Below are 19,483 nucleotides of genomic sequence, written 5' to 3' on the forward strand. Positions count from 1 at the left end.
CACGCTACAGAGCCGCAACAGGAACGGGCGCTTGTGTTACAATCGTCACCGGTGCGACGGGTGTGCGACGGAAGCGTCATGGACCGCCCCGTCGCCGCGACGGTCAGAGCCCGTGGGCGTCGCGCAGGAGGCGGGCGGCCCGTTCGCCGATGATCGCGCAGGGCGCCTGGGTATTCCCGGTGGCGATGCGCGGCATGATCGAGCCGTCCGCGATGCGCAGCCCGTCGATCTCATGGACCTTGAGAGCGCCGTCGACGACCGCCATCGCATCACGCCCCATCCTGGCCGTGCCGCTCTGGTGCCAATAGGTGACGGCGGCATCGCGCACGAATTGTTCGAGCGCCGGCCCGCCGAGATCGCCCGGCATCGCCTCGCCGCGGACGAGCGGACGGAAGGCAGGCGCGTTACCCAGCTCCCGGCACAGCTCGACACAGGCGATCGCCGCTTTCATATCGTCCGGATGGGACAGCATGTTCGCATCGATCGCGAGCGGGGCGAGCGGATCGGCGTCCTGTAGCCGCACCTGGCCGCGGCTGGCGGGCTGGGCGAGGCCGGCGAACATGGTCCAGCCATGTTCCGGCGTGCCGCGCGCGGCCGTTTCCGGGCTCGGCACGGGAAAGCCGAGCTGGCAGAACAGCAGATCCGGGGATTCGAGTTCGGGGCGGCTCTTCCAGTACAAAGTCGCCTCGCTGCCGCCATTGTGCGCGACCGGCTCGGCATATTCCCAGATACAGCCGTACGAGACATGGTCCTGCAGGTTCTGGCCGACGCCGGGCAGATGCTGCACCACCGGGATGGAGAAGCGCTTCAGTTCCGCCTGGTCGCCGATCCCGGAATGCATCAGCACCCTGGGCGTGTTGATCGCGCCCAGGGACAGCACCACCTCGGAGCCTGCGCTTATAACCTGGACCACCCCGTCGCGCACGATCTCCACGCCGATCGCCTTGCGGCCGTCGAGCACCACGCGGCGCACCACCGTATCGGTCAGCAATGTCAGATTGGGCCGGTCGAGCCAGGGGCGGACATAGGCGCGGAACAGCGAATGACGTCGTCCGTCGCGGACCAGCACGTCAGTGAAGGAGGCGCCGCCCGGGCCCTCCATCATCCGGCCGTTCGGGCTGCCGAAGGTCGGGATGCCGATCTGGCCGGCGGCATCGAGCATCGCCCGCGCGACGGGGCTGGGATCGGCGCTGGGCTGCACCCAGACCGGGCCGCCAGTGCCGCGGAATTCGGGATCGGGCGCGCCCTGCCAATTTTCGATGCTGCGGTAGATATCGAGCACCGCGGCATAGCCCCAGGCCTGATCGCCCGATTGGGCCGCGAAATAATCCCAGTCGCTGCGGTGCCCGCGCGCCCAGAGCATGACGTTGATGCTCGATCCGCCGCCGAGCACCTTGCCCATCGACATCGGCAAGGCGCGGCCGTTGAGATGCGGGTTGGGTTCCGCCATGAATCCCCAATCCCGCTCGCTGCCGAGATTTGTGGGCCATTGCGCGGGATCCAGCACGGCATCGCGGTCGTCGCTGCCGCCGGCCTCGATCAGCAGGACCTGCACATCGGCGTTTTCGGCCAGGCGGCGGGCGACGACCGAGCCCGAGGACCCGGCGCCGCACACGATGAAATCATAATGGGGTTTCAGATCGGCGATCAGCTGCGCCTGGTTCTCCCGCGCGCGGCGGGCATGGTCCTGGTCTTCGTGGGCATGAATCGGGCTCGTCATGGGGACTTCCTCTTCTGGGCGTTCATATCGGTCGGACGAGGAGCGTCGCTGGCGGGGAGGAAAGAGCCGGAGGCTGGCGATGACGGGATTCGTCGCGGGGCCCCGTCTTGGGACGGGGCTTGCTCCGAGGCGTCATGCTGTCTGGTTTCCTGCACAAAAGCTCACGCTGCTCACAAAACGGATCCAGCCGCCGTCCTCCGGCTATGCGCGCGGCGGGACGGCCAGGCTGGATTCCGGCACCGGCGCGATGGGGCAGGGGGACACCCGTCATCGTCCGGAGCGAGAGCGCATATATCAATTCTATCAGTTTTATCAAATAAATTATTTTTGCACGATTCCCAACCCATGTTAGAACCATCTTGCGGACGCTTCGTTGGTGCCGCGTGCCAGGCGAGAATTCTCTTGTCCTGCGGCATCATGTGGGACGATCTGCACAAGAAATGGAAAAGGACATTCTGACCACGGCCGAGACGGCCAAGCTGCTCGGCGTCTCGACCCGCACCGCGCAGCTGCTCATCGAGGGTGGTTCGGTGCCGTCCTGGAAGACCCCGGGTGGGCATCGCCGGGTGTACCGTGCCGACATCCTGGCGATGATGGCTGGAACGGTGCCCGCTTCGCCGCTGCCTTCGGCGACTGTGGCGATCATCGCCTCGGCTGAACGCCTAGCGCTATACGATCAGCTGTTCGCGAATGTCGGCGAGTGCACGGTTGATGGCTTCTCCGATGTCCATGCCGCCTCGTTCGCGATCGGCGCCGATCGACCGGCCGCCATCATCGTCGACCTGGCGGAGGCGCACGAAGAGCGGCTTGCGCTGTTGCGCAGCGTCGCGGCCAACCCGGCGCTCGGCCATAGCCGGATCATCGCGGTCGCCGCGCCGCGCACCGTGGCGCAGGCCGACCTTCCCGAGGGCGTGGTCCGCGTCGACGCATCGGACGAGGCGGTCGCCGCGGTTCGGGCGTTTCTCGGCGATCCAGGTGAAGGCCTCGTCCTCCCGAGCGACACGTCCTTTCCGATCGGTTCCAACGAGCGCCAGCGGCTGGTTGCGCTCGAACGTACCGGGCTGGTCGACAGCGTGCCGGAAGAATCGTTCGATCGCCTGACCTGGCTGGCCGCGCAGAATCTCGACGCGCCGATCGCGCTGATGGGCATGCTCACGCCGACACGCCAATGGTTCAAGTCGCGCTTCGGCCTTGACATGACCGAGACGCCGCGCAGCTGGGCGTTCTGCAATCATACGATCCTGCAAAAGGGGGTGTTTTCGGTCGAGAATCTGGCGACCGATCCACGGTTCGCCGACAATCCGGCGGTCGCCGCCGATCCCGGATTCCGCTTCTATGCGGGAGCGCCGGTGACCGATCGCGAGGGTTTCGTCGTGGGGTCGCTGTGCGTCATCGACTATAAACCGCGCACCTTGGACGACCGCCAGGCGCAGATCCTGCTGGCGCTTGCCGCCATCGCCTCCGCCGAAGTGCGGCTGCGCGAGAGCGATCGGAAACTGCATCAGGCGTTGCGTTCGGCGGAGCGGCCGGCGAGCCGGGCGAAGCTTCTGGCCAGCGGGTAGCTCGGGTGCGAAACAGTCCGCGCTGACTGGCCCGTTCCCTCATGTAGCGGGTTCGGACTTGTCGATCCCAGGTCACTCCGTGGCGTTCGCCTCCTCGACGGCAGAAATCATCGACGTGTTCAGCAGATAGGCACGCGCGCGTGCCGGATCGGCAGCGATCGCCCTGAGCTCTTCCTGGCGCTCGCGGCGCACGGCCGGATCGGTTTCCTCGAGAAGCCGCTTGTTGCGGATGCTGAGCGCCTGCACGGCGCGGATGTTGAACGGCCTGCGTTGCCGGTCGTAGCGCGCGAGCAGCGGCGTGTGGGGCGCGCCATGGCGGAGGATTTCGACCAGCATCGCGGCTAGGCTGGCCGCGTCCTGCACGCCGCCGTTGAGGCCGAAGCCGCCGAGCGGATTGTTGAGGTGAGCGGCGTCCCCGGCGAGGATCAGCCGGCCTTCCGCGAACCGCTCCGCGACGCGCTGATGCACCCGGTAGATTGAGGTCGCCGCAAGCGGATAAAGCCCGTCCGGCGGCGTCACCCCCATCGCGCCGAGGATGCCCCGCAGATTGGCCTGCACCGTCGCCGGATCGAGCGCGGCGGCATCGTCGACCTCCGCGGGAACCGGATAGACCACCCGCCACACGCCGGGCGGACCATCGCCGGGCAAATGGAAGAATGCCGCCCAGCGTTCCGGATCGGCGATATAGCCGGCATTGGCGAAGCCGTGCTGCGCCAGATCGAGTGTCAACACGGAAACGAGGAAGCGCTCCGGCCAGGTGAAGCCCTCGAACGCGATGCCGGATGCCTGGCGGACAACGCTGCGTGCGCCCTCGCACCCGATCACGAACGGTGCGGCGATCCGCTCGCCCCCGGCGAGATCGACCCACGCGGTGTCCCTGTCCTGGCCGGCATCGACGACCGGGCAGCCGAAGCGCACCGTCACGCTCGGCGCGGCTTCACCTATGCGATCGAGCAACAGCCGGGCGAGGCGCCCCTGTTCGAGATGCAGGCGGTAGGGGAACGGCGTACGATCGGCGAGCAGGCCAAGGTCGAACTCGGCGACCAGGCCGTCGACAAGGTCCCAGATCTGCCAGACCGGCGCGGCGATGCCGATGCGCCGCATGGCATCGACGATGCCGAAGCGCGCGAAGATTTCCAGCGTCGGCGGGTGATAGGCCGCGCCGCGCGATTCTTCGTGCAATGCGCTCTCGGCTTCCAGCAACGTGACCGGGATCCCGGCGAGGCCGAGCGACAGGGCGAGCGTCAGTCCCGTCGGGCCTGCGCCGACGATGACGACGGGGCTGTGGCTGGGATCGTCGGGTTGGGTCATCCGCATGCCCTGCGGCAAGGCAGGGAGCCGCGTCAAATCCCGATCGCGTGCGGGCGCGCGGCCCAGGAACCGTCCGGCGGAACCGTCCGGCGATTTCACCGTTCATTCCGCATCGGGCGCCGCTGCCGACACCACTCCGGCGCTCCCAACCATGGGAGTTGCGTCATGTCTCCAATCAAGCTTTCCCTTGCCGGTCTGGCGCTCGCCGCCGGCCTCGGCACCACCGCGTGCACTGACGGCTATGGATATTCCGGCGTCTCGGTCGGCTACGGCGCGAGCGACTGGGATCCCTATTATGGCGGCTATCGCGCCGATCCCTATTGGGGTTGGTATGGCGACTATTATTATCCGGGCACTGGCTATTACGTCTATGACCGCCAGAACCGCCGCCATCGCTGGAACGACGGCCAGCGCGGCTATTGGGAAGGCCGGTCGCAGACGTGGCGCGGTGCGCGGCGGGAAATGCGACCGATGTGGCGCGACTACGGCGTCACGCGCGACAATCGCGGCGGCGGGCGTCGCCGGCGCTGAGGGTGCGGCGGGCCGGCGGTCTCAGCCCGCCGGCCGGGTCGCGATCAGCCCGATCGAAATGAAGGTCATCACCGGGGCATCGTCCTGGTTGAGCACCGTCATGCGGCTGCGGTAGCTGCCCATTTCGGGGCGGCTTTGCGATGCGCGCTTGTCGAGGATTTCCGTCTCGCAGCGCAGCACGTCGCCGGGATAGACCGGCTTCAGCCAGCGCAGCTCGTCGACGCCGGGCGAGCCGAGGCCCGCCTGATTGTGCGCCTTCAGGTTTTCGACGACCATCGACATGGTCATCGCACAGGTCTGCCAGCCGCTTGCGGAAAGGCGGCCAAAATGCGTCGCCGCGGCTGCCTCGTCCGAGAGATGGAAGGGCTGGGGATCATATTTCGCGGCGAACGCGATCACTTCGTCGCGGGTGACTTCGTAGCGGCCGAAGCGCGCCTTGGTGCCGACCTCGATATCCTCGAAATATTGCATCGCGATCTCCTTCGGGGAAAGCGCTAAGGGGCCTTGGCCAACCCGGCAAGGGTGCTCGCGTCGCCGTCGTTCGGCAGTGGCACGACCCCGATCAGCCGCGCCAGCATCGGATAGAGATCGACATTGTCGAACCGGGTCGGCACGCGCGCGCCGCGCCGGAAGGCTGGGCCGTTGACGAGGAACAGCGCCGTCATCTCGGGATCGTCGGGATCATAGCCATGATCGCCGTTGTTGGTCGGCATGCCGGGCATCACCTCGCCGCCGGGCGCGGCCATGCACACAAAGGCGGCTACGCGGGGATTGGCGCCATAATGGAAGCGCGCCGGGATATCGGCCTTGCGCCAGCAGGTCATATCCGGGTTGGGCGCAAGCAGGACGGCGGCCACCTGTTCCTCATGGCCGGGCAGGGGATCGAGTGTGGCGAACGGGCCGTAGCTGACCAGCCGGTAACTCTCCCGGGGCAGGATCCTGTCGAGCGAGACGGTGCGTTCGGGCCGGATCGCGCGCATGCCGTGATCGGAGACGATGACGAAATTGACCGGCTGGCCGAGCGCGTCGAGCGCCTGTTTGAGATTGCCGATCAGGCCATCGATAGAGCGTACCGCCGCGATCTCCGCGTCGGATCGCGGGCCCTGCTTGTGGCCGGCCTTGTCGACATCGTCAAAATAGATAGTGACGAAGCGGGGCCGGATCGCCGCCGGGCGCCGCATCCAGTCCGTCACCGTGCGAATGCGCTGCTCGCTGGTGAAATTGGGATCGAACCGCACCCAGTCATAGGGGCGGACGTCGCCATGCGCTGCCTCCTCGCCGGGCCAGAACATCGTGCCGCTATGGATGCCCTGCTTCTCGGCGGTGATCCACAACGGTTCCGCCCCGGCCCACCAGAACGGGTCCGAACTTTCCAGATCCTTGTTGTAGAAGCGGTTGGCCGGGCGCCGGGGATCGTAGAAGATGTTCGCAACGATGCCGTGGCGATCCGGCAGCAGCCCGGTCACCAATGTAAAATGGTTCGGGAAGGTGAGGGTCGGGAAGCTCGGCCGCATCGTCGATTGCACGCCGTCCCGCGCCAGAGCGTCCAGCACCGGCGTATCGCCGCGTCCGAGACGGTCCGGGCTGAGCGCGTCGATCGAGATCAGGATGGTGACGGGCGGGCGCTGCTCGCCCGTCACCACTCGCGCTGCGGTACGCGGTGCAGGCGGTGGTGTAGCGGCACAGGCGGAAACGCCGATGGCGAGCAAGGCTGCAAGAAACGGGCGAATGCAAGCCATCGGCGACTCCGGAAGATTCGCCGCCTATTGCCCGAGCGAGAGCTTTGCGAACAGCGTGTAACTGACCGGCGCGTTGCCATTCGGCCGCATCGAACGCGCCGGGTCACCAGCGCGTCACGCGCGCCTGCTTATACGTTGAAGCGGAACAACAGTACGTCGCCGTCCTGAACGACATACTCCTTGCCCTCGGACCGCAGCTTGCCGGCATCCCGCGCGCCGGCTTCACCCTTGAACGCGACATAATCGTCAAAGGCGATCGTCTCGGCGCGGATGAAGCCGCGTTCGAAATCCGTGTGGATCTCGCCCGCCGCCTGCGGTGCACGGGCGCCGACATGGACGGTCCAGGCGCGCGCTTCCTTTGGTCCGACGGTGAAGAAAGTGAGGAGATGCAGCAGCTTGTAACCGGCGACGATCACGCGGGCGAGGCCGGTCTCCTCGAGCCCAAGCTCCGACAGGAATTCGCCGCGCTCCTCGGGCGCCATGGTGGCTATCTCGGCCTCGATCGCGGCGGACACCACGACCGCCTCGGCGCCCTCGGCCTTGGCCTTCTCGAACACGCGGGCCGACAGGGCGTTGCCATGTGCCGCATCGCCTTCATCGACATTGCAGACGTAGAGGACCGGCTTGGCGGTGAGCAACTGGGCCTGGGCGAAGACGCGCGCTTCTTCCTCGTCCTTCGGCTTGGTCAGCCGCGCCGGCTTGCCTTCGCGGAGCAGATCGAGCGCCTGGCCGAGCACCGAAGCGGCGATCTTCGCTTCCTTGTCGCCCTGCGCGGCCTTCTTGACGAAATTGGGCACGCGCTTTTCGAGGCTTTCCAGGTCGGACAGCATCAGTTCGGTTTCGACCGTCTCGGCATCGGCGATCGGATCGACCTTGCCCTCGACATGCGTGACGTCGCCATTCTCGAAGCAGCGCAGCACATGGACGATCGCGTCGACCTCGCGGATATTGCCGAGGAACTGGTTGCCCAGGCCCTCACCCTTGGACGCGCCGCGCACCAGCCCGGCAATGTCGACGAAGCCGAGCTGAGTCTCGATGATCTTGGCCGAGCCGGCGATCGCGGCAAGCTGGTCGAGGCGCTTGTCCGGCACCGCGACGTTGCCGACATTGGGCTCGATCGTGCAGAACGGATAATTCGCCGCCTGCGCCGCTGCCGTCTCCGTCAGCGCGTTGAACAGCGTCGACTTGCCGACATTGGGCAAGCCCACGATACCACAACGGAAACCCATTCTCGTTCCTTGTCAGATTGTCGCGACCGCGGCCCTTGCCGGATCGTCCGATGATTGCGCGGCCAGATAGGCGTTTCGGGCCGCCAATGCCAGCTAGCGATAGTTGAAGCTGATGCTGATCCGCTCTTCCTTCGAGGCGCCGGGCGGCACTTCGTGGCGCAGCCAGCTTTCCCAGAGCAGGATCGTGCCTTCTTCCGGCGCGACATAGACGAAGCTGCGCAAGTCTTCCGGCGCATCGTCGAGGCGTGTCGGCGCGGCCATCATCAGCGGCAGGCGGGGATCCTCGAGCTTGAGCGGGCCGGCACCGGGTGGCACCGCGACATAGGCGGTGCCCGAGACGACGCTGTGGGGATGGATATGCCCGGAATGCGTGCCGCCGGGCTTGAGCACATTCACCCAGAAGCTGTCGAGCTTGAGCTTGCGCCCGCCCAGATCGAAGGCGCATTCGGCCGCGAAGGCGGCGATATGCTTGTTCAGCCGCCTGGCCAGTTCGCCAAAGGTCGGGTCGCGCTGCGGCAGATCGTTGAGCGACGCGTAGGACGTATAGCCGCGATAGCCATGGGCCTTGGACCAGGCGCGCCCGGCGCGGTCGTCCTCGGCCAGCACGCGGCAGGCATGATCGAGCTCGGCCACGAAGTCCGCGTCGTTCAACGCGCCCTCGTAAAGTCGCGTCGCGAACAGGCTGCGCACCGTCATTTCGTATCTCCCAGCCGCAGCGCGACATCGCTCATGAAGCGCCCATCATTGCCTTCGGCGAGCCATTTCGCCTCGGCCGCGACCGCGCCGAGCAGGTCGGCGAGCGGGTCCATCTCCGCCTTGGCATAATTGCCGAGCACATAGGGGCTGACCTTATCCTTGTGTCCCGGATGGCCGATGCCGATGCGCACCCGGCGGAATTCGTTGCCGATATGGGCTTCGGTCGAGCGCAGGCCGTTATGGCCCGCGGTGCCACCGCCGGTCTTCACCTTCACCTTGAACGGGGCGAGATCGAGCTCGTCGTGGAAGACGGTGACGTCGCCGACATCGACCTTGTAGAAGCGCATCGCCTCGCCGATCGACCGGCCGCTCTCGTTCATGAAGGTAGCCGGCTTGAGCAGCAGGATCTTCTCGCCCGCGATGCGACCCTCCTGGGTCCAGCCCTGGAAGGCCTTCTTCACCGGGCCGAACTCATGCACTTCGGCGATCGTGTCGACCACCATGAAGCCGACATTGTGCCGCTGCAGCGCATATTGCGCGCCGGGATTCCCGAGGCCGACCCAGATCTGCATGGCGCTCCCTTAGCCAAAGAAAAGGGGCAGGGAAGCTGTTGCTTCCGCTGCCCCCGATCCTGTTCCGCACCGTTGCCGGTGCGGATCGTTGGTTCAGCCTTCCTTGGCCTCGGTCTCGGCGGCTGCATCGGCAGCGGCTTCGGCCTCGACTTCGGCGGCATGCTCTTCCGACTCGGCTTCGGCAGCAGCGGCTTCCTCAGCCTCCGCCTCGAGCGTCTCGGACTTGAGCGCCGACGGCGCGATCAGCGTGGCGATGGTGAAATCGCGATCGTCGATCGCCGAGGTGACGCCCTTGGGCAGCTTCACGCTCGAGATGTGGATCGAATCGCCGACATCAGTGCCCTTGAGCGAGATGGTGATCTCGTCGGGGATCTCGGCCGCGTCGCAGATCAGCTCGAGCTCATGGCGCACGACGTTGAGCACGCCGCCGCGCTTGATGCCCTTCGACTCTTCCTCGTCGATGAACACCACCGGCACGTTCACGTGCACGGTCGCGTGCTCGGAGATGCGGAGGAAATCGACATGGGTCGGGCGATCGGTCACCGCGTCGAACGCGACATCCTTGGGGAGGGTGCGCACGGCCTTGCCGCCGACGTCGACCATCACCACCGAATTCATGAAATGACCCGTCATCAGCAGGCGCATCAGCGCCTTTTCCTCGACATGGATCGAGGCGGGGTCTTGCTTGTTGCCGTAGATCACGGCGGGTACGCGGCCTTCACGACGAAGCGAACGGGAGGCTCCCTTGCCAACCTGTCCACGCGTCTCGGCTGCGAGCGTCAGCTGTTCGCTCATTGCAGTCTCCGATATGCTTGGTTCAAATTACCGGCCAGGCCTCCAGGGATGACCCTGACCGGAAGCGCGCGCCTATAGGGGAGTCCCGCCAAAGAGGCAAGCTCGCCGCTGCCTGCCCCGCTTCCTCCGTCCAGACGAGAGGGAGGTTTCGAAAGCACCGCAGTCCGGCGTGATGCTGGGCCGCTTTCGCGGGACTTTCGAGTCTATTCGGCCGGCGCGGCTCGATAGTCCATGCCATCGAGATCGGCGAGCAGGCCGGGACCCGTCGGCTCCCAGCCGAGCCGCTCGCGCGTCCATACGCTCGAGGCGCGCATGTCCACCCCTGCAAAGATCGCGAGCCAGCCGAAATGCTCCGCCACCGCCTCTGGCGAAAGCGAGACGACCGGTACATTCAGGCCAGTGCCGATTGCTTCGGCGATCGCGCGCACCGGCACGCCCTCTTCGGTCACGGCATGATAGCGCGCGCCGGGCTCGCCGCGCTCAAGGGCAAGGCGATAGAGCGTCGCAACGTCCGACACATGCGCTGCCGACCATTGGTTTAGCCCGTCGCCGACATAAGCGGAGATGCCTTTGGTCCGGGCGAGGTCGACGGCCGGCGTGATCAGCCCCTGTTTGACGGTGTCGTGAACCTGGGGAAGCCGCACCACGATGACATTGACGCCTGCGGCCGACAGCGCGGCGCCGGCGAGTTCGGAAGCGACGCGGGGGTTGCCGTGCTGCGGGTCGAACACGTTCTCGGTTGCGCGCTGGCCCAGACCGGGCGTGCCCATGCCGATCCCCGAGGTGATGAGGAGCGGTCGATCGGAGCCGGCGAGCACGCCGCCGATCGCTTCGATCACGCGCCGATCCTTCTCGCAGTTCGCCGCGAAATGCGCGAAATCGTGATCGAACGCCGTGTGGATGACGGCGTCCGCCCGCGCCGCGCCGCTGCGCAGGCTGTCGAGATCCTCCAGGTCCCCGCGATGCGCCTCGGCGCCGGCCTCGGCGAGCGCACGGGCGCCGGCGTCCGAGCGGGTGAGGCCAAGGACCTGGTGCCCGGCATCGAGCAGATCGCGCGCGATCCTTGCGCCGATGAAGCCGGTCGCGCCGGTGAGAAATACGCGCATGGAAGTACCTCCGGTAATTGTTGCCGGGGCGCTATCCCGTCAATCACCATCCTGTTAAAGTAGTGACTTCATCATGGTATAACCGTCAACAGGATCGCCATGCCAGCAAGACCCGCCAGCCAGCTTGGCAATTATCTGCGGGATCGCCGGAGCCGGCTGGATCCGGCGGTGTTCGGCTTTCCGGGCGGCCGCCGGCGCACGCCCGGTTTGCGGCGCGAAGAAGTCGCGCAACGCGCCAATATCAGCCCGACCTGGTACACCTGGCTCGAGCAGGGGCGAGGTGGGGCGCCGTCAGCCGATGTTCTCGACCGGATCGCGGCCGGCCTCATGCTGACCGAGCCCGAGCGCGAGCATCTCTTCATGCTTGGCCTCGGTCGCCCGCCCGAGGCCCGCTACAAGCGAGTCGATGGCGTGACGCCGCGCCTCCAGCGCATCCTCGACGCGCTCGAGGTCAGTCCGGCGATCGTCAAGACCGCCACCTGGGATGTGGTCGCGTGGAATGCCGCGGCCTCGGCCCTGTTCACCGACTATGCGACGCTGGCGCCGGATCAACGCAATATCCTGCGCCTGATATTCACCAATCCGCGGGTGCGGGCGGCACAGGAGGACTGGCAGAGCGTGGCCCGGTTCGTGGTCGGTGCGTTTCGCGCCGATGTCGCGCGCGCCGGCGCTGTCGCGGAGATCACGCGCCTTGTCGAAGAATTGTCCTCGCTCAGCTCGGAATTCGAGGCGTTGTGGCGCGACAATGAGGTCATCGCGCAGGGCGAAGGCATCAAACGCATGCGGCATCCGGAGGCCGGACTGCTCGAACTCGAATTCTCCGCCTTCTCCGTCGATGGCCGGCCGGATCTCGGCATGGTCGTCTATAATCCGGTGACGGCCGCTGATGGCGACCGCATCCGATCGCTCATAAGGTCCCGTGCGGGTGCAATAGCCGTCGCCTAGGCGCGGCCTAGTATTTTACCCGCCGGGCCTTCAGGCGATAGGGCTTCAGCTGCACTTGCACGCTATCCGCGCCGGCAAGGTGACCGGCGCCGACTGCGATGAACACCACGCCGGGCTGCTTCATCCGCTCGTTGATCCATCCGGCCCAATTCTTGTTGCGATTCACCAACAGCACCTGCTTGACCTCGGGCGAAGCCTGCAGATCTTCGTTCATCGTCTTGCCCAGCGCATCCGGATCGCCCTTTGCCCAGCTGTCCACCATCGCCTTCATCGTCGAGTCCACCTTGGGCAGCTCGTCGATCGTGTTGGTCAGGAAGGCGACCTGGGCCGGCATCGACAGGCTGTCGAAATAGCCGAGCTGCTGCTCCGCCGTTTCGAGGCCCTTGACCGGCTTGCCGGCGGCGGCGGCCGCCTTGCTGATCGACTGTTCCGGTCCGTTGCCGACATCATAGCCCTTTTTGATGAGCGGCAGCAGCGACAGGTTGGTCGCGGCGTACCAGGGCTCCATCGCGTCGAAGGCGGTTGCCGGCAGGCCGAGATCGGTCAGCGCCTTGGCCAGCGCCGGGCGCTTGTCCTTGGGCAGCCGCTCGGTCAGCTTGATGCCGTCATGCGCCATGCCCTTCGCCGTGATCAGCGCCTGCATTGCCGCTGGATCGGGCATCACCAGCTCGAGCACGACCTGGCCGGACTGGTCGAACGCCTTCTTCACGCCATCGTCGAACCAGGTCATGCCCGGCCGCAACAGGTGGATCGTACCGAACAGATAGATCGTCGTATCCTTGTCCTTCACGACCCAGAGCGCCGGATCGGCGTCGACCGTCGCGGCCTTGCCGGCGGGCGTCGGGGACGGGGCAGGGGCCGGCTGCGCGCAGGCGGGCGCGGCGAACAGCAATATCAGCGGCGCTATCAGCTTGCCGAGCATCTTCATCTGCATTTGGTATCCCGAGAAAATTTGCGCGTCCTTACCGGCAATTCTGGCGTCACTCCACCCGGTTCACCGCGATTCCGGCGTTCCGGACCGGTTGACCCGTTTGGGGCCATGCGCCAAAGCGACGCGCAGCGATTTTCCGCAACTGCGAAGGGTTTTTCCGGACCGTGACCGAGCCGCTGAGCTTCCAGCGCATGATCCTCAAGCTCCATGATTACTGGAGCGAACGGGGCTGCCTGATCCTCCAGCCCTATGACATGGAGATGGGCGCGGGGACCTTCCACACCGCGACCACGCTGCGTGCGCTTGGCCCGGAGCCGTGGAATGCGGCCTTCGTCCAGCCCTGCCGCCGACCGACCGACGGCCGCTACGGCGAGAATCCGAACCGGCTCCAGCATTATTACCAGTATCAGGTGATCCTGAAGCCGAGCCCGCCGGACCTGCAGGAACTGTATCTCGGCAGCCTGGCGGCGATCGGCATCGATTTCACGCAGCACGACATCCGCTTCGTCGAGGACGATTGGGAATCGCCGACGCTCGGCGCCTGGGGGCTGGGCTGGGAAGTCTGGTGCGACGGCATGGAGGTGACTCAGTTCACCTATTTCCAGCAGATGGGCGGCTTCGACTGCAAGCCCGTCGCCGGCGAGCTGACCTATGGGCTCGAGCGGCTGGCGCTGTACCTGCAGAACAAGGACAGCATCTACGATCTCGCCTATAACGACGCGGGCGTGAGCTATGGCGACGTGTTCCTGGAAAACGAGATCGAGCAATCGACCTGGAATTTCGAGGTGGCCAATACCGAGGCGCTGTTCGACCTGTTCCGCAAGGCGACCGCCGAATGCGAGAACTGCCTGGAAGCGAAGCTGCCGATCCCGGCCTATGAGCAGGCGATCAAGGCCAGCCATGTGTTCAACCTGCTGCAGGCGCGCGGCGTGATCTCCGTGGCGGAACGGCAGGCCTATATGGGCCGGGTGCGCGATCTGGCGAAGGGCAGCTGCCAGGCGTGGATGGAGAAGAACGGGTGGGTGGCATGATGGGCCTTTTCATCATCTCCCTCTCCCTCTCCCAGCGGGAGAGGGAAGGGGCCCGTGCGAAGCACGGGAAGGGTGAGGGTGACCATTGCGGTACCTTGCTCACCCTCACCCTTCCGCAGCTTCGCTGCTCCCTCCCTCTCCCGCTGGGAGAGGGAATTTGACCGATTTCCTGCTTGAGCTTCGCTCCGAAGAAATCCCCGCACGCATGCAGGACAAGGCGCGCGACGATCTTGCGCGCCTGTTCGCAGCCGAGCTCGACAAGGCAGGCTTGCGCGCCGATGCGATCGTCACCTTCGCGACGCCGCGCCGGCTGGCGCTGATCGCGCGCGATCTGCCGCTCGAAACCGAGGCGACGCGCGAGGAACGCAAGGGGCCGCGCGCCGATGCGCCCGCCCAGGCGCTGGAGGGATTCCTCCGCTCGACCGGCCTGACCCGCGACCAATTGGAAGAGCGCGACGACGGCAAGGGCAACAAGATACTGTTCGCCGTCACCGAGAAGCCCGGCCGCGCCACGGCCGATGTGCTGGCCGAGGCGATCCCGGCGATCGTGCGCGCCTTTCCCTGGCCCAAGTCGATGCGCTGGGGCGATGCCTCCATCTCGACCGAAAGCCTGCGCTGGGTCCGCCCGCTGCAGGGAATCGTGGCGCTGCTCGGCGACGATGTGGTCCCGTTCGAGATCGCCGGCGTGGCGGCGGGCGCGGCTACGGTCGGCCACCGCTTTCACCATCCCGGCGTGATCACCATCGGGTCGGCCGCGGACTATGCCGAGAAGCTGCGCGCCTGCCATGTGATCGTCGACCAGGACGAACGCCGCACCTTGATCCGCGATCGTGCTTCGGCGCTCGCCGCCGAGGCCGGGCTTGAGTTGATCGCGGACGAGGGCCTGGTCGGCGAGAATGCCGGGCTGACCGAATGGCCGGTGCCGCTACTCGGCCGGTTCGACGCTGCGTTCCTCGAAGTGCCGCCTGAGGTGATCCAGCTGACGGCGCGGGTGAACCAGAAATATTTCGTTTGTCGCGACGGCGCAGGAAAGCTCGCCAACGCTTTCATTTGTACGGCGAATATCGACGCGATCGATGGCGGCGTGAAGATCGTCGAGGGCAACCGCAAGGTGCTCGCGGCGCGGCTGTCGGATGCGAAATTCTTCTACGAGACTGATCTGAAGGTGCCGCTCGATGAGCAGGCGAAGAAGCTCGAGAAGATCGTCTTCCACGAAAAGTTGGGGACGGTTGCCGACAAGGTCGAGCGCGTCGCCAAGCTGGCACGATGGCTGGTGGAAGAGGGGATCGTCACCTCTTCTCCCTCTCCCCTTGTGGGAGAGGGAAGGGGCCCATCGCGCAGCGATGGGAAGGATGAGGGGGACACTCGCTCAGGTCTCGAGCCTCATCCCCCTCACCCTTCCGTCGCTTCGCTCCTCCCTCCCTCTCCCACAGGGGGAGAGGGAATGAGCCTCGCCGACATGGCCGAACGCGCCGCGCGGCTGGCCAAGGCGGATCTGGTCACCGGCATGGTCGGCGAGTTCCCGGAGCTTCAGGGCCTGATGGGCGGCTATTATGCCCGCGCCCAAGGCGAGCCGACGGAAGTCGCCGACGCCGTACGCGATCACTACAAACCAGTCGGGCAGGGTGATGAAGTACCGACCGCGCCCGTGACGATTGCGGTATCGCTGGCTGACAAACTTGACACGTTGCTCTCCTTCTTCGCGGTAGGCGAAAAGCCGACGGGGTCGAAGGATCCGTTCGCGTTGAGGCGGTCAGCGATCGGTGTGGTTGCCGTGTTGCTTGGCGCGAATATCAGGCTTCCGATATCGATGGTGGAGCAGGGCGCGCGACATGCGCTGTTGCAACAGTTGTTCGGAAAGATCGAGGTGCTCGGACCGGACATCCCGCACGGGCAAGCCGCCAGCATGAGCCTGCGCGAAGCAGAAGGCGACACCGCCGCGGTCTACTCGATTTCAAACCGTGAAGATGTCACGATTACCGGACCTGAGGCGGTGGAGATAAAGCGCCTCATGGAGTTGATGGCCGCGCTGCAAGAAGCTCCGTTCGACATCGTCGACTTCTTCGCCGATCGCCTCAAGGTCCAGCAGCGCGAAGCCGGCGTCCGCCACGACCTGATCGACGCGGTGTTCGCGCTTGGTGGGGAGGATGATCTCGTCCGCCTGCTCGCCCGCGTCTACGCGCTGCAGGCATTCGTGACGACTGAAGACGGCACCAATCTCCTCGCCGGCTACAAACGAGCGTCGAACATCCTGAAAAAGGAAGGCTTCGTCGCCGCGGCCGCCGGGGATAACGCACCGTCCTACACCCCCGAACCGGCCGAAGCTGCTCTCATCGCCGCCCTCGACGACGCCGCGCCGCACGCGGCTGCGGCCGTTGCGGCGGAGGAGTTCGAAGCCGCCATGGCCGCGCTCGCCTCGTTGCGCGCGCCGATCGATCGCTTCTTCGATGACGTGACCGTCAACGATCCCGATCCCGCCAAACGCAGCGCCCGTCTCGCGCTGCTCGCGCGGGTGCGGGACGCGGTGCATTCGGTTGCCGATTTCTCCCGGATCGAGGGCTGACGCCACGCCCGTCCGCTCCGCCCCTTCATTGCCTCGCCTCCCCAGCGAAAAGCCACACACGCAGAGGACTGACGAATGACGCAGTACGTATATCGCTTCGGCGGCGGTGTTTCGGACGGGGGCAGGGGCGATCGCAACCTGCTTGGCGGCAAGGGTGCCAACCTTGCCGAGATGGCTTCGATCGGCCTGCCGGTGCCCCCGGGCTTCACCATCTCGACCGAGTTCTGCGCGGTCTATTATGACGAGGGCGGCCAGTTTCCCGAAGGGCTGCGCGCCGAAGTCGCGACCGGCATCGGCCATATCGAGGGCGTGACCGGCAAGAAATTCGGCGATGCGGCCGATCCTTTGCTCGTCTCGGTTCGCTCCGGCGCCCGTGCGTCGATGCCGGGCATGATGGATACGGTGCTCAATCTCGGTCTCAACGACGAGACGGTGCAGGGCCTTGCCGCGACCTCCGGCGATGCGCGCTTCGCGTGGGACAGTTATCGCCGCTTCATTCAGATGTATTCGGACGTGGTGCTCGAACTGGATCATCACAGCTTCGAGGAAGCGCTTGAAATCGCGAAGGAAGACAAGGGCTATTTCCTCGACACCGACATGACGGCCGAGGATCTTCAGGCGCTCGTGATCGAATACAAGGCGCTGGTCGAAGCGCAGTGGAACAAGCCCTTTCCGCAGGACGTGCACGATCAGCTGTGGGGCGCCGTCGGCGCCGTATTCGGATCGTGGCAGTCCGAGCGCGCCAAGGTGTATCGCCGCCTGAACGACATCCCGGCCGACTGGGGGACCGCGGTCAATGTCCAGGCGATGGTGTTCGGCAATATGGGCGAGACCTCGGCCACCGGAGTCGCGTTCACGCGCGATCCGGCCAAGGGCGATCGGGCCTATTATGGTGAATTCCTCATCAACGCTCAGGGCGAGGACGTCGTCGCCGGCATCCGCACGCCGCAATATCTGACGCTCGCCGCGCGCGAGGCCGCCGGGGCCAAGCCGGCCTCGATGGAAGAGGCGATGCCGGGGACCTTCACTGAGCTGGCCAAGGTGTTCGACCTGCTTGAGACGCATTACCGCGACATGCAGGACATCGAGTTCACGGTGCAGCAGGGCAAGCTCTGGATGCTCCAGACCCGATCGGGCAAGCGCACCGCCAAGGCCGCGCTGAAGATCGCGGTCGACATGGCCGAGGAAGGGCTGATCACGCGCGAGGAAGCCGTCGCGCGGGTCGATCCGGCGGCGCTCGACCAGCTGCTCCACCCGACGCTCGATCCCGCCGCAGTGCGTGACGTGATCGCCAAGGGTCTGCCCGCCAGCCCCGGCGCGGCCTCGGGCGCAGCGGTGTTCGACAGCGACACGGCCGAGAAGCGCTCGAACGCCGGCGACAGCGTCATCCTGATCCGGATCGAGACCAGCCCCGAGGACATTCACGGCATGCACGCCGCGCGGGGCATCCTGACCGCACGCGGCGGCATGACCAGCCATGCGGCGGTGGTTGCGCGGGGCATGGGGCGTCCCTGCGTCTCCGGTGCCGGCACGATCTCGATCGACGCCAAGGCGGGCGTGATGCGGGTCGGTGGCCGCGAGGTGCGAGAGGGCGATATCGTCACGATCGACGGCTCGACCGGCGAAGTGATGATGGGCGCGGTGCCGACCGTCCAGCCCGAGCTCGCCGGCGATTTCGGTACGCTGATGGTGTGGGCCGATGGCGTGCGACGCCTCAAGGTGCGCGCCAATGCCGAGACGCCGCTCGACGCGCGGGTCGCGCGCGAGTTCGGCGCCGAGGGCATCGGGCTGTGCCGTACCGAGCACATGTTCTTCGATGCGGCGCGGATCACCGCGGTGCGCCAGATGATCCTGGCAGAGGACGAGCAGGGGCGGCGCATGGCGCTCGACAAGCTGCTGCCCGAGCAGCGCGCCGATTTCATCCAGCTGTTCGAGGTGATGGCCGGCCTGCCGGTGACGATCCGTCTGCTCGATCCGCCGCTGCATGAGTTTCTGCCGCATGAGGAAGCGGAGTTCGCCGAGGTCGCGACCGCGGCGGGGGTCGATATCGACTATCTCAAGCGCCGCGCGGCTGAGCTGCACGAGTTCAACCCGATGCTGGGCCATCGCGGGTGCCGTCTTGGCGTCACCTATCCCGAAATCTACGAAATGCAGGCGCGCGCGATATTCGAGGCGGCGATCGAAGTGGCCGAGAAATCGGGTGCTGCGCCGATCCCCGAAGTGATGATCCCGCTGGTCGCGACGCGGCGCGAGCTTGAGCTGATGAAGGCCGTGGTCGACAAGGCCGCAGCCGCGGTGTTCGCCGACAAGGGGCGGACGATCGAGTATCTCGTCGGCACGATGATCGAACTGCCCCGCGCTGCGCTAAAGGCCGGCGAGATCGCCGAGGTAGGGGCGTTCTTCTCGTTCGGGACCAACGACCTGACCCAGACGACGCTCGGCGTCAGTCGCGACGACGCCGCGCGCTTCCTGACGACCTATGTCGAGCGCGGCATCTATCCGAAGGACCCGTTCGTCAGCCTGGATATCGAGGGCGTGGGCGAGCTGATCCAGCTGGCGACCGATCGCGGTCGCGCGACGCGGCCCGACATCAAACTCGGCATCTGCGGCGAGCATGGCGGCGATCCGGCATCGATCGCTTTCTGCGAGAAGATCGGGCTCGATTATGTGAGCGCATCGCCATATCGCGTGCCGATCGCCCGGCTGGCGGCGGCGCAGGCGGCGCTGGCGGCGCGGGGATAAGCGATCTCCC

The 19,483-nt window shown here is 66.2% G+C and carries 16 protein-coding genes; 6 read left to right on the top strand and 10 right to left on the bottom strand.

Annotated elements, in window-relative coordinates; translation table 11 throughout:
• Positions 1-103 precede the first annotated feature (103 nt).
• On the bottom strand, positions 104-1,720 hold the full coding sequence (locus tag U1769_RS09855) for a GMC family oxidoreductase (RefSeq protein WP_332715189.1): 1,617 nt from the start codon (positions 1,718-1,720) through the stop codon (positions 104-106).
• Between the two features lie 440 nt (positions 1,721-2,160).
• Between U1769_RS09855 and U1769_RS09860 the strand changes: the two genes are divergently transcribed.
• Positions 2,161-3,282, top strand: a complete 1,122-nt coding sequence (locus U1769_RS09860; RefSeq protein WP_332715191.1) for a GAF domain-containing protein — start codon at positions 2,161-2,163, stop codon at positions 3,280-3,282.
• Between the two features lie 72 nt (positions 3,283-3,354).
• Here U1769_RS09860 and U1769_RS09865 read toward each other — a convergent pair whose 3' ends face one another.
• Entirely contained in the window at positions 3,355-4,593 is a 1,239-nt protein-coding gene (locus U1769_RS09865; RefSeq protein WP_332715193.1) for an FAD-dependent oxidoreductase, read from the bottom strand.
• 165 nt (positions 4,594-4,758) lie between these two features.
• Here U1769_RS09865 and U1769_RS09870 point away from each other — a divergent pair, with 165 nt between their 5' ends.
• A complete protein-coding gene (locus U1769_RS09870) occupies positions 4,759-5,124 on the top strand; it encodes a hypothetical protein (RefSeq protein ID WP_332715195.1) in 366 nt (121 codons plus the stop codon).
• Positions 5,125-5,145: 21 nt separating this feature from the next.
• On the opposite strand, the gene U1769_RS09875 is transcribed toward U1769_RS09870, so the two are convergent.
• From U1769_RS09875 to U1769_RS09905, 7 genes are all read right to left on the bottom strand, one after another.
• A complete protein-coding gene (locus U1769_RS09875; protein WP_332715196.1) occupies positions 5,146-5,595 on the bottom strand; it encodes a MaoC family dehydratase in 450 nt (149 codons plus the stop codon).
• 23 nt (positions 5,596-5,618) lie between these two features.
• Positions 5,619-6,863 carry an alkaline phosphatase family protein gene (locus U1769_RS09880; RefSeq protein ID WP_332715198.1) on the bottom strand — a complete coding sequence of 415 codons (1,245 nt, stop codon included), beginning with the start codon at positions 6,861-6,863 and terminating at the stop codon, positions 5,619-5,621.
• Positions 6,864-6,991: 128 nt separating this feature from the next.
• Positions 6,992-8,092, bottom strand: coding sequence for a redox-regulated ATPase YchF (gene ychF, locus U1769_RS09885; protein ID WP_332715200.1), 1,101 nt, complete (start codon positions 8,090-8,092; stop codon positions 6,992-6,994).
• A 93-nt stretch (positions 8,093-8,185) separates the two neighbouring features.
• A complete protein-coding gene (locus tag U1769_RS09890) occupies positions 8,186-8,788 on the bottom strand; it encodes a TIGR02466 family protein (RefSeq protein WP_332715202.1) in 603 nt (200 codons plus the stop codon).
• Positions 8,785-9,360 (bottom strand): aminoacyl-tRNA hydrolase, encoded by a 576-nt coding sequence (gene pth, locus U1769_RS09895; RefSeq protein WP_332715204.1) that lies wholly within the window; start codon positions 9,358-9,360, stop codon positions 8,785-8,787. The genes U1769_RS09890 and pth overlap by 4 nt, the downstream gene beginning before the upstream one ends.
• A 93-nt stretch (positions 9,361-9,453) precedes the next feature.
• Entirely contained in the window at positions 9,454-10,155 is a 702-nt protein-coding gene (locus U1769_RS09900) for a 50S ribosomal protein L25/general stress protein Ctc (protein WP_332715206.1), read from the bottom strand.
• A 203-nt stretch (positions 10,156-10,358) separates the two neighbouring features.
• On the bottom strand, positions 10,359-11,261 hold the full coding sequence (locus U1769_RS09905) for an SDR family oxidoreductase (protein ID WP_332715208.1): 903 nt from the start codon (positions 11,259-11,261) through the stop codon (positions 10,359-10,361).
• 99 nt (positions 11,262-11,360) lie between these two features.
• Between U1769_RS09905 and U1769_RS09910 the strand changes: the two genes are divergently transcribed.
• Complete coding sequence (locus tag U1769_RS09910; RefSeq protein ID WP_332715210.1) at positions 11,361-12,206, top strand: helix-turn-helix transcriptional regulator; 846 nt, start codon at positions 11,361-11,363, stop codon at positions 12,204-12,206.
• 7 nt (positions 12,207-12,213) lie between these two features.
• On the opposite strand, the gene U1769_RS09915 is transcribed toward U1769_RS09910, so the two are convergent.
• Positions 12,214-13,140, bottom strand: a complete 927-nt coding sequence (locus U1769_RS09915) for a TraB/GumN family protein (RefSeq protein WP_332715212.1) — start codon at positions 13,138-13,140, stop codon at positions 12,214-12,216.
• A 188-nt stretch (positions 13,141-13,328) separates the two neighbouring features.
• On the opposite strand from U1769_RS09915, the gene U1769_RS09920 reads away from it, so the two are divergent.
• From U1769_RS09920 to ppdK, 3 genes are all read left to right on the top strand, one after another.
• A complete protein-coding gene (locus U1769_RS09920; protein ID WP_332715779.1) occupies positions 13,329-14,168 on the top strand; it encodes a glycine--tRNA ligase subunit alpha in 840 nt (279 codons plus the stop codon).
• Between the two features lie 157 nt (positions 14,169-14,325).
• Entirely contained in the window at positions 14,326-16,731 is a 2,406-nt protein-coding gene (gene glyS, locus U1769_RS09925) for a glycine--tRNA ligase subunit beta (RefSeq protein ID WP_332715214.1), read from the top strand.
• A 75-nt stretch (positions 16,732-16,806) separates the two neighbouring features.
• Positions 16,807-19,473 (top strand): pyruvate, phosphate dikinase, encoded by a 2,667-nt coding sequence (gene ppdK / locus U1769_RS09930; RefSeq protein WP_332715216.1) that lies wholly within the window; start codon positions 16,807-16,809, stop codon positions 19,471-19,473.
• Positions 19,474-19,483 lie beyond the last annotated feature (10 nt).

The sequence above is a fragment of the Parasphingomonas zepuensis genome (genome assembly GCF_036663735.1).
Lineage (GTDB): Bacteria > Pseudomonadota > Alphaproteobacteria > Sphingomonadales > Sphingomonadaceae > Sphingomonas.

Bases quoted from the DNA above. Each gene is read 5' to 3' on its own strand.
- U1769_RS09855 (WP_332715189.1), bottom strand. From the start codon at position 1,720: ATGACGAGCCCGATTCATGCCCACGAAGACCAGGACCATGCCCGCCGC.
- U1769_RS09860 (WP_332715191.1), top strand. From the start codon at position 2,161: ATGGAAAAGGACATTCTGACCACGGCCGAGACGGCCAAGCTGCTCGGC.
- U1769_RS09865 (WP_332715193.1), bottom strand. From the start codon at position 4,593: ATGACCCAACCCGACGATCCCAGCCACAGCCCCGTCGTCATCGTCGGC.
- U1769_RS09870 (WP_332715195.1), top strand. From the start codon at position 4,759: ATGTCTCCAATCAAGCTTTCCCTTGCCGGTCTGGCGCTCGCCGCCGGC.
- U1769_RS09875 (WP_332715196.1), bottom strand. From the start codon at position 5,595: ATGCAATATTTCGAGGATATCGAGGTCGGCACCAAGGCGCGCTTCGGC.
- U1769_RS09880 (WP_332715198.1), bottom strand. From the start codon at position 6,863: ATGGCTTGCATTCGCCCGTTTCTTGCAGCCTTGCTCGCCATCGGCGTT.
- ychF (WP_332715200.1), bottom strand. From the start codon at position 8,092: ATGGGTTTCCGTTGTGGTATCGTGGGCTTGCCCAATGTCGGCAAGTCG.
- U1769_RS09890 (WP_332715202.1), bottom strand. From the start codon at position 8,788: ATGACGGTGCGCAGCCTGTTCGCGACGCGACTTTACGAGGGCGCGTTG.
- pth (WP_332715204.1), bottom strand. From the start codon at position 9,360: ATGCAGATCTGGGTCGGCCTCGGGAATCCCGGCGCGCAATATGCGCTG.
- U1769_RS09900 (WP_332715206.1), bottom strand. From the start codon at position 10,155: ATGAGCGAACAGCTGACGCTCGCAGCCGAGACGCGTGGACAGGTTGGC.
- U1769_RS09905 (WP_332715208.1), bottom strand. From the start codon at position 11,261: ATGCGCGTATTTCTCACCGGCGCGACCGGCTTCATCGGCGCAAGGATC.
- U1769_RS09910 (WP_332715210.1), top strand. From the start codon at position 11,361: ATGCCAGCAAGACCCGCCAGCCAGCTTGGCAATTATCTGCGGGATCGC.
- U1769_RS09915 (WP_332715212.1), bottom strand. From the start codon at position 13,140: ATGCAGATGAAGATGCTCGGCAAGCTGATAGCGCCGCTGATATTGCTG.
- U1769_RS09920 (WP_332715779.1), top strand. From the start codon at position 13,329: ATGATCCTCAAGCTCCATGATTACTGGAGCGAACGGGGCTGCCTGATC.
- ppdK (WP_332715216.1), top strand. From the start codon at position 16,807: ATGACGCAGTACGTATATCGCTTCGGCGGCGGTGTTTCGGACGGGGGC.